Here is a 9,414-nt window from a genome sequence, read left to right on the forward strand (position 1 = left end):
GGCGTGCTCCTGGCGCGGCTGCGCGGGCCGGGCTGGCAGCGTGCCGGACGCCAGGACGAGTACCTGGAGCTGGTCGCGGCCTCGCGGGGGCAGGCGCCGCGCTTCAGTCCCTTCGACTTCGTCGCGGTGCAGGAGGCCTCGCTGCAGCGCATCGCCGATGCGATGGTGCCTCGCAAGCCTCGCGACGCCACCGAGCCGCGCGTCGACGGGCCGCATTGATCGGCGTCGCATGGCCATGGACGAGCCCGCCTTCTACAACCACAGCGGCCACCACGCGCAGGTGCTGCCCATCCTCGACCGCGACGGCGCCGAGGCGCGTCTCGTGCTGGTGAAGGCCAGCTACGACATCGTGCCGGGCGGCGGGCTGCGCGCCGCGGAGGCGCCGCGCGAGATCCGCCTCGGCGACGAGCCCTGGGGCGATCCGGCGATCGCCGACCTGCGCCTGCCGGGCGACTACGGCCTGCCCAAGCCCGGGACCGACTTCGTGCTCAGCGGTCATGCGGTGCCGCCGCTGGGCGGCGAGGCCGGCACGTCGATGGACGTCGGCATCCGGGTGCGCGAGCGCGTCAAGCTGCTGCGGGTGCACGGACCGCGGATCTGGGTGCGGCAGTTCGGCGGCATCGGACCGGGCGAGAGCGGCCCGATCGAGCGCACGCCGCTGGCTTGGTCGCGGGCCTACGGCGGCGCCGATTTCAGCGATCCGGCCAGGCCGCTGGAAGAAGCCCGCAATCCCGTCGGCAGCGGCGTCAGCCGGCATCCGGAGGCCCTGGTGGGACGGCCCGCGCCGCAGATCGAGACCTCCGGCGAGCCGGTCACGAGTGCCGGCGGCCGGCATACCCCCGCAGGCTGCGCGCCGCTGGGCCGGCACTTCGCGCCGCGTCGCGCGCAGGCCGGCACGCATGATGCGGCCTGGCTGTCGGGCGGCTATCCGGCACGGCCGTCGGACTACCGGCCCGAGCATGAGCACTGCGCCGCGCCGGGCCTGGTCTTCGAGGAGCCGCTGCGTGGCGGCGAGGCGGTGCGCATCGCCGGCGTGCATGCCCAGGCGCTGCTCGATTTCGCCCTGCCGCGCCAGCTGCTGCGCATCGACGCGATCGTCGACGGCCGGCCCGACACGCGGCGGCCGCACCTGGACACGGTGGTGGTCGACAGCGACGCGCTGATGCTGGAGATGGTCTGGCGGGCGGTGTTCCGCTGCCCGGCCAAGATGCGGGGCCACTTCACCTCGATCACGGTGCAAGCCAAGGAGTACATCGAATGAGCGCCTCCCCGAAATCCTCCGGCTGGCGCGCCGGCCTGGCCCATGCGGAGGCGGTGACCTGCCTCGGCGAGACCCTGTCGGAAACCGCGCTGCTGCTGCGCGCCGGGGTGTCCGGTGTCGGGCTGACCGATTTCGTCGACGGCCAGGGACGCCGCGTGATGGGCTGCGCCTCGCCGGCGCTGCCGCCGGATCTGCCGGCCCGCGAGCGGCTGCTGGCGCTGGCGGTGCATGCGCTCATCGGCGTGAGCCGGCGCCGCGCGACCCAGGCGCGCCCGCCGCCCGAGCGGCCGCCGATCCTGCTGCTGGGATTGCCGGCGCGCTTCGCGCTGGAGCCGCAGAGCTACGAGCTGAACGTCGCCGGTCGCGACTTCGTGCAGCGGCTCTCGGCCGCCCTGCCGCCAGCGTTCGCCGGCGCGGACATCGAGGCCTTCCCGTTCGGACGCGCCGCCGGCGCGATCGCGATGGCGCGTGCGCTGCAGCTGGCCGAGTCGCGGCGCGAGGTGATCTGGGGCGGCGTCGACAGCCTGCTGCACTGGCCGACGCTGGAAGCGCTCCAGCAGCGGGAACGGCTGCTGACGATGGAGAACGTGGATGGCGTGCGGCCGGGCGAGGCCGCGGCCTTCGCGATGGTCACGCACGAGGGCCGCGAGGACGGCTGGGTCGCCGGCCTCGGCCTGGGCCGCGAGGCGAATCCGGTGGGCAGCGACGGGCCGTGCCGCTCCGACGGTTTCGCGCAGGCGCTGGAAGCGGCGGTGGCGCCGCTGCGGGCGACCGGCCGGCGCTGCGCCCTGTGGGCGCTGGACGCCTCGCATGAACGGTATGCGACGCGCGAGGTGCAGAACGTCATCGCGCGTTTCGGCGACGTGCTGGATCCGGGCACCGACCTGCGCCTGCCGCTCAAGGAACTGGGCGACGTCGGCGCGGCGGCGCTGCCGGTGATGGCGGCGCTGGCGCTGCAGGACTGGGCCCATGGGGTGGCCCGCGACGAGTTCGCGGTGCTGGCCGCGGGAGCCGACGACGGCGCGCGCGGCGCGCTGCTGCTGGCGGCGGGCGATCCGGCGGCGGCTGGCGGGCGGCCGCCTGCCGTCCAGCGTCGAGAGGTGGCCGCATGAGCGTCAACGCCAATTCCCGCGAGGTGGCCGGCGAGTCGACCAACCATGTGATCGTCTACATGAACCCGAGCGTGTGCCTCACGCCGGCCGCGCCGAGTCCGGTGCCGATCCCTTATCCGATCACGACGCCTGCGGGCTCGGGCAAGCTCGACGGCGACACCCGCGGCGTCAAGATCGGCGGCAAGCCGACCTTCCATGTCGACGCGGTCGTGCATGACTGCGTCGGCAACCAGCCGGGTACCCAGAAGGAAGTGGTCAGCCTGAAGATCGGCTCCACCGCCTTCATCATCGACGGCAGTCCCAACGTCCAGTTCGAGGGCAAGGCGGTGGTCTACACCGGCAGCTCCGGCATGGGCAACCAGATGTGAGGCCATGGGTACCAGCGCGGCGATGGTTCAGTTGAAGGTGATGAAGGCCGGCGGGGCCGGCGCCATCGCCGACATGAAGTGCTCGGAGATCCTGGCGTGCTTCGATCCGCCGATCGAATTCGGCAGCCACTCGCAGATGGTCGGCACCAAGGACGGTTACCAGGCGGAGCACATCCTGCCGACGTCGGCGATGCACGACCTGGGCCGCGGCGGCGCGAAGTTTCCCGGTTGCGAGGGCTACAGCACCGGCGGGGCCTTGACCTTCATGGCCGGTGACGGCCAGAGCGAAGGCATGGAGCACAAGATCCTGACCGACCAGATGCGCCAGTTCTCCCAGCAGAACGATCTCGCGAACCGCAACGCGCCGATGAGCGAGTGGATGGAGCAGTACAAGCAGGGCGCGAAGGATGCACTGTCCAAGGGCAAGCCGACCCGCACGATCAAGCGGCCCGACCTGGACCGCGACAGCCTCATCGCGGCCGCCGCGGAGTGCATCACGCTGGCCGCGGCGGAGTCCTTCGCCAAGCTGGATCCGCCGGTCAAGCCGGATACGCCGCTGCGCAATCCCTGGGCGGCGACGAAGGCCCAGAAGGCCGAGGCCGAATCGGTGAACATGGACGTCGACATCATGTAACACCGCCCGGAACGGCACGGCGACACTAGACGTTTTCGAAGGAGTCCCTCTTGCAGAAAGAAATCAACCAGGTCGTGGACACGGCCGACGGCCTCGTCTTCATGGGCCTGTCGTACCCGCCCGAGGACATCGGCGCGGCCGTGGGCAGCCTGTACCGCCTGGCGCCGGGCAGCAAGGCCGGCGATCCGGCCGTGCCCATCCTCAACACCAACGACGCGCTGCGCGTGCTGTGGGCATCGCCCGCGGGCCAGCTGTGGGTCGGCAGCGCCGACGGCCACGTCGCCACGACCGCCGCGACCGGCTGGGCCGCGCCGGCCGGCGACCTGGACTACGAGGTGATGAACGGCGGCCCGGCCTGGACGGTCTCGACGCTGCCGCGCGACAGCGTGAAGGGGCTGGTGCCCAACATCACGGCGATCTGGGGCAGCGGCGATTCGGATGTCCATGTGGGGACGCGCGGAGGGCACCTGTATCACTGGAACGGTCAGGCCTGGACGCAGACCCGGGCGGGCGACGGCTCGGCCGACCAGACCATCCGCACGATCCGCGGTCATGCCGGCGACGACGTCTATGCCGTGGGCGCGGTGGACACCCTGCTGCATTTCGATGGCGGCCAATGGCGCAACCTGCCCATCCCCGGCACACCGGTCGCCGGCGAGACATTGGGCGGCATCGCGCTGCTGCCGGAGCGCGCGGTCATGCTCTGCGCCGCCGGCGAGGGCGGCCGCCTGCTGCATGGCAGCGCGGCGGGCTTCACCGAATTCGGCCGTTATCCGCTGCCGCTCAACGACGTGGCGGTGCTGGACGACCGGCTGCTGTTCGCCATCTGGAACGGGGTGGCGGAGCTGGCCGGGCGCGACGTTCAGGTCGTCAAGGACAACTTCAAGACCGCCGGCGCCTTCGAGGGGCGCGGCCGCGTGTTCTTCACCGAGCCGGCCGCGCCGCGCATGCAGTTCATCGTCCATGACCCGGCCAACGCCGCGACGCCCTGGACCCGCAGCAAGTTCTGACCCATGTTGGCCGCCCTGCAGACGTTGATGGAGGTGGCCCGGGCCCAGGCCCGGGTCGACGTCCGGCTGAAGCTGGCGGTGTTCGTGCGCGGTTCCCTGAGCCGGCAGGACATGGATCCCGACACCCTGTGGGAACTGCTGCGCGAGCAGCCCTTCGCCGCGCACCTGAACCGTTTCCGGCGCGGGTCCGAGACACAGTGGCGCCTGCCACCGGCGGGCGGCTCGGGCCGCATCTGGGCGCGCCGTGCGGGCGCCGATCCGGCGGCCTGCGTCGCCTTCGCGGGCGACGGCAAGCAGGGCCAGGCCGCCATGTCGCTGAAGATCGCCGACCTGGGGCCGGCGATGGGGATGGAACGGGCCAGCCACCTGATCTTCGATTTCCCCGACGACGCCTCCAACCGGCAGATCGCCGAGGTGGCGCGCTGGTGCCTGTCGCACATGCCGGTGCTGTGGGGCACCGGGGGCTGGTGCTTCGACGTGGTGGACGGCTCGCCGTACATGGCGGCGCGCCACATGGTGGCCCTGGCGCGTCGCTGCTGGGCGATCCAGATCCTGGAACCGTCGGTCCTGCAGTGGGATGCGCTGCGGGGCCTGCCCGGCGTCAACTGGCTGACGCTGGTGGGCGACGCCTTCGCGGCAGGTCACGGCATCGATCCGGCGGACCTGGCCGGGTTGGCCGGTCCGGAGGTGTTCGTCCACCGCGGAAGGCATACGACGATGCTGGCCGCCGGCGCGGCACCGCTGCGCGGCGACATCCATGCCGACGAATCGCTGGCGCCGCTGGTGGCCGTGGCGCAGGCGCTGAAACCGGCGCTGCTGAGCAGTTGCTCGCCGATGTTCGGCCAACTGGCCGACGAGGACGTCATGAACGCCTGGTTACAGCGCTTCATCGACCCCCAGGCCTGGCTGCGAGTGGAGGTGGACGGGTAGGGCGCCTCGAAGGCCTCGCACAGCGTCCTCGTGACTTTCGTTCATTGCCCCCGATCCCCGTGACACGGAGGATGCGGGCTGGGCGGCGATCCTCGCCGCGGCGAGGCGTTCGATGTCACGATCAGAAGGTAATCCCCGCTCGGCCAAGCCGGGCAATGCGCCGGCGGGTCCCGCCGACGATCCCACGCTCGATCCTGACGCGACCCGCATCGTGCCCGCGCCGCTGCCGGCCGGCGCCGCGCCGCTGGAGCGCATGCCGCCGATCACCGCGGCCAACCGCGCCGCGTCCGCCGTCGAGCCGCCGCATGACGATGGTCCCGAGACCGTCCAGCAGGAGCGCGACGTCAGCTTCATCGACCCGACCTTCCCCGACACCTTCTCGATGCGGGCCGGCCGCAAGCCCGCCGACATCCCCGTCGACACCGACCACACCGTCATCGCCCCCGCCGCGCTGCTGATGCCGCGCGAGGCGGCGGAGCCCGCCACCCCGGCTCCGGCCTCGATGGCGCCCCCCGCGGCGACCGCCGCCGCGACGCCTCCCGCCAGCGCGCCCGCCGCTGCTCCGATCGATCCTCCCGCCGCCCCGGCCACGCCGGCGGCCGCCATTTCCGTGAACGACAACGAAACCGTCATCGTGCCCGCCGGGGCGCTGCCACCCGTCGCCAAACCGGCGCCCACCCCGGTGCCGCCCCCGGCGTCCAAGGCCGTCGACACGATCGCCGCCACCGGCAACGAGACGGTGATCGCGCCGGCGGCGAGCCTGGCAGCGGTCGCCGGCGCCCCGAAGGCGCCCGCCGCGCCACCGATCGTCGCCCCGGCCGTCCCGCCGGTGCAGGAGGCTAGCGATTCCGAGTTCCAGGCGTCCGAGTTCGCCGAGACCGTGCTCGATCCGGACGCCGTCGCCGCGGTGGCCGCGATGCGCGCGCTGCCGCCCGAACCCACGCCGGTGGGGCGTCCGTCCACCGGCACGCTGCCCGGCGGCGCGCTGGCCGCCGCCAAGGCCAGCGCCGACGCGCCGGTGCGCCAGGTCGGCCGCTTCCAGGTGCTGGACCGCATCGGCCGGGGCGGCATGGCCAGCGTGTTCAAGGCCCACGACCCCGGCATCGGCCGCGACGTGGCCATCAAGTTCCTGCATGCCTCGCTGTGCGAGGACGACGAGTACCGCGCTCGCTTCCTGCGCGAGGCGCGCGCCTCCGGCGGCCTGTCGCATCCCAACATCGTCACCGTCCACGACGTGGGCGAGGTCGACGGCCGGCCCTACATGGCCATGGAACTGCTGGACGGCGAACCGCTGGCCGACCTGCTCGAGCCCGGCCAGCCGCTGCCCATCCGCGACACCGTGGTGATGGCCATCCAGCTGGCCCGCGCGCTGGACTACGCGCACAAGCGCGGCATCGTCCACCGGGACATCAAGCCGGGCAACATCGCCCGGGTGCGCGGCACGCTGGACATCAAGGTGATGGACTTCGGCATCGCGCACATGGAGTCGACGAAAGGGGAGCAACGCACCCGCGTCGGCGACGTCCTGGGCACGCCGCAGTACATGGCGCCCGAGCAGATGAACGGCGAGAAGATCGACGGCCGCTCGGACCTGTTCTCGGTCGGCATCGTGCTGTACCAGATGCTCACCGGCGTGCGCCCGTTCACCGGCGACAGCGTGGTGAACCTGGCACTCAAGATCGCCAAGGACGATCCGACGCCGCTGAACAAGCTGCGGCCGGAGATTCCCGCGTCGCTGCGCCGGGTCGTCGACCGCTGCCTGGCCAAGGCGCCCGACAACCGCTTCCAGACCGGCGCCGAGCTCGCCGACGCGCTGGTCAAGGTGCTGGGCGAGATCGACGAGGAAGCGCGCAACAAGAACCGCTCCAAGCTGATCCCGCTGCGGGTGAAGTGGGCCGCGATGATGGCCGGCATCGTCGCCATCGTGATGGCGGTGAGCGGTTCCATCATCAGCCAGCGCCAGAACGCGGCGCTGATGCAGCAGGTGGCCGACTACGGCACCGCGCTGTCGCGCTTCATCGCCGCGCAGAACGCCACCGCCGCGCTCGGCGAAGACTGGGTGTCGGTCGACGTGTCGCTGCAGGAGATCATGAAGACGCGCGACTTCGAGAGCGTCACCGTGATCGATCGCGCCGGCGTGGTGGCCGCGTCCAGCCTGCCCGACGCGGTCGGCAAGCCCTACCAGGCCCCGCCCGGTGAACTGCTGGGCGAGCAGGGCGGCGTCAAGCGCACCCGTTACCACGCCGCGGGAGGCGCGGCGGTGCTGGGCTTCGACTCGCCGATCACCTTCCAGGACAAGACCGTCGGCCGCGTCGCGCTGGGCCTGCCGGAGCGTCCGCTGGAGAGCGTGGCGCGGCTGTCGCGCACCCTGATGGCGGTGCTGGCGGTGACCACGGTGCTGGCGGTCGCGATCGCGATGTTCTTCGTCGCCAACTGGTTCTCGCGGCCGATCAAGCTGGTCGTGGAGGCGCTGGACGAGATCGGCCGCGGCCGCGTCGACTTCCGCATCCGCGAGCAGCGCAAGGACGAGTTCGGCCTGCTCTACGCCGCTTTCGACCGCATGGCGCAGGCGCTGCAGGACAAGCAGGCGCTGGCGGCGTCGGCCGCCAAGGCGGAGGCGCCGACGACGATCGGCCGGCGCTCCGGCGCCCGGGCCGCCGCCGGGCTCGCGCCAGCGGCCGAGACGCCCGCCGCGCCGCTGGCCGGCCAGGCCGCCGCCCCGTCCGACGAGCAGACGCAGCCCGCACCGCCGGTGCCGACGCGGCCAGACGATGCCGATGCGCCGAAGCAGCCGTGAGCGCCGCCCGATGCGCGTGAAAGGATTCCCTCTGATGAATGGCCCTCACCCCGACCCTCTCCCGCAAGCGGGAGAGGGGGCCGGACAGCTGGTGTCTCGCCTTCTCCCTCTGCCTCTGCCGCTGCCTCCGCGTCTCCCGCGTGCGGGAGAGGGCCGGGGTGAGGGGCGGTGGAGGCTGGCCGCGGCTGCCGCGGTCATCGCGCTGACCGGCTGCGTCTCCGCCCCCACCACCACGCCGCCGCTGAACGAGCCCCCGCCGACCCAGGCGCCCGCGGCATCCGCCCACGGCGAGGTCGTCGCCCGCAGCGACCGGCTGCTGATCTACGTGCCGGTCGCCGGCGAATCGCTGCGCGGCATCGCGGGCCGTCTGCTGGGCAGCGAGGACCGCGACTGGCAGATCAGCGAGGCCAACGCCGGCGTCACCAAGGTCGATCCCGGCCAGCCGCTGATCGTGCCGCTCAAGCCGATGAACCCGGTGGGCGTGCGGGCCGGCAGCTTCCAGACCGTGCCCATCCTCTGCTACCACCGGCTGGGCACCACGGGCGGCAAGATGGCCGTCTCCCCGGCCAGCTTCGCGGCGCAGATGGAGTGGCTGGCGAAGAACGACTACCGCGTCGTCAAGCTCTCGCAGCTGACCGGCTACCTCGAGGGCAAGGAGCCGCTGCCGCCCAAGGCGGTCGTCGTCACCTTCGACGACGGCTACGAGTCGGTCTACAAGTTCGCCTACCCGGTGCTGCGCAAGCTGGGCCTGCCGGCGACGATGTTCGTCTACACCGATTTCGTCGGCGCGGGCGGCGACGCGGTCAGCTGGCCGCAACTGGCGGAGATGCAGGCCTCCGGGCTGATGGACATCCAGGCCCATTCGAAGTCGCACCGCAACCTGATCGAGCGCACCGCCGGCGAGAACGACGAGCGCTACAAGCGCAACCTCGACAGCGAGACCGCCGGCCCGCGCGACCTGATCGAGCAGAAGCTCAACACCAAGGACCAGGTGCGCCATTACGCCTATCCCTACGGCGACGCCAACGAACTCGTGCTGGAGACGCTGACGCGTCAGAAGTACACGCTGGCGGTGACCGTCAACCCGGGCGGCAACGCCTTCTACGCGCAGCCCTTGATGCTGCGCCGCACGATGATCTTCGGCGACCACGACCTCGAGGCCTTCAAGGCCCGGCTGCAGACCAGCCGCCGCATTGGACAGACCCCATGAGGGCCGCGCTCGCAGTCCTCCTGGTCGCCGCCGCGCTGGCGGCGTGCAGCAGCGGCCCGAGCGGCACGCTGCGCGGCGGCGAAGGCGTGGCC

9 protein-coding genes are annotated in these 9,414 nt (G+C 72.2%); all 9 read left to right on the plus strand.

Features of this window, described 5'->3' with window-relative positions; translation table 11 throughout:
• Positions 1–219: hypothetical protein (locus CS062_RS26440; RefSeq protein WP_158238916.1), on the plus strand; the 219-nt coding region annotated here is incomplete at its 5' end.
• Positions 220–229: 10 nt separating this feature from the next.
• Entirely contained in the window at positions 230–1,261 is a 1,032-nt protein-coding gene (locus CS062_RS24290) for a DUF2169 family type VI secretion system accessory protein (RefSeq protein WP_158238917.1), read from the plus strand.
• Positions 1,258–2,373 (plus strand): hypothetical protein, encoded by a 1,116-nt coding sequence (locus tag CS062_RS24295; protein ID WP_099864382.1) that lies wholly within the window; start codon positions 1,258–1,260, stop codon positions 2,371–2,373. The genes CS062_RS24290 and CS062_RS24295 overlap by 4 nt, the downstream gene beginning before the upstream one ends.
• Positions 2,370–2,741 (plus strand): PAAR-like domain-containing protein, encoded by a 372-nt coding sequence (locus tag CS062_RS24300; RefSeq protein ID WP_099864384.1) that lies wholly within the window; start codon positions 2,370–2,372, stop codon positions 2,739–2,741. Before CS062_RS24295 ends, CS062_RS24300 begins: the two co-directional genes overlap by 4 nt.
• A gap of 22 nt (positions 2,742–2,763) precedes the next feature.
• Positions 2,764–3,375, plus strand: a complete 612-nt coding sequence (locus CS062_RS24305) for a hypothetical protein (RefSeq protein ID WP_143742493.1) — start codon at positions 2,764–2,766, stop codon at positions 3,373–3,375.
• 50 nt (positions 3,376–3,425) lie between these two features.
• Entirely contained in the window at positions 3,426–4,385 is a 960-nt protein-coding gene (locus CS062_RS24310) for a beta propeller repeat protein (protein ID WP_099864386.1), read from the plus strand.
• 3 nt (positions 4,386–4,388) lie between these two features.
• Positions 4,389–5,315, plus strand: coding sequence for a type VI immunity family protein (locus tag CS062_RS24315; protein ID WP_099864388.1), 927 nt, complete (start codon positions 4,389–4,391; stop codon positions 5,313–5,315).
• A gap of 112 nt (positions 5,316–5,427) precedes the next feature.
• The gene (locus tag CS062_RS24320) at positions 5,428–8,112 is read left to right on the plus strand and encodes a protein kinase domain-containing protein (protein WP_143742494.1); all 2,685 of its coding nucleotides are present in this window, start codon (positions 5,428–5,430) and stop codon (positions 8,110–8,112) included.
• 91 nt (positions 8,113–8,203) lie between these two features.
• A complete protein-coding gene (locus tag CS062_RS24325; protein WP_158238918.1) occupies positions 8,204–9,322 on the plus strand; it encodes a polysaccharide deacetylase family protein in 1,119 nt (372 codons plus the stop codon).
• Positions 9,323–9,414 lie beyond the last annotated feature (92 nt).

Source organism: Roseateles chitinivorans, assembly GCF_002761755.1.
Lineage (GTDB): Bacteria > Pseudomonadota > Gammaproteobacteria > Burkholderiales > Burkholderiaceae_C > Roseateles > Roseateles chitinivorans.

What these genes read in the sequence shown, in the direction of transcription:
- CS062_RS24305 (WP_143742493.1), top strand. Translation starts at nt 2,764, where the DNA reads ATGGTTCAGTTGAAGGTGATGAAGGCCGGCGGGGCCGGCGCCATCGCC.
- CS062_RS24295 (WP_099864382.1), top strand. Translation starts at nt 1,258, where the DNA reads ATGAGCGCCTCCCCGAAATCCTCCGGCTGGCGCGCCGGCCTGGCCCAT.
- CS062_RS24300 (WP_099864384.1), top strand. Translation starts at nt 2,370, where the DNA reads ATGAGCGTCAACGCCAATTCCCGCGAGGTGGCCGGCGAGTCGACCAAC.
- CS062_RS24290 (WP_158238917.1), top strand. Translation starts at nt 230, where the DNA reads ATGGCCATGGACGAGCCCGCCTTCTACAACCACAGCGGCCACCACGCG.
- CS062_RS24320 (WP_143742494.1), top strand. Translation starts at nt 5,428, where the DNA reads ATGTCACGATCAGAAGGTAATCCCCGCTCGGCCAAGCCGGGCAATGCG.
- CS062_RS24315 (WP_099864388.1), top strand. Translation starts at nt 4,389, where the DNA reads ATGTTGGCCGCCCTGCAGACGTTGATGGAGGTGGCCCGGGCCCAGGCC.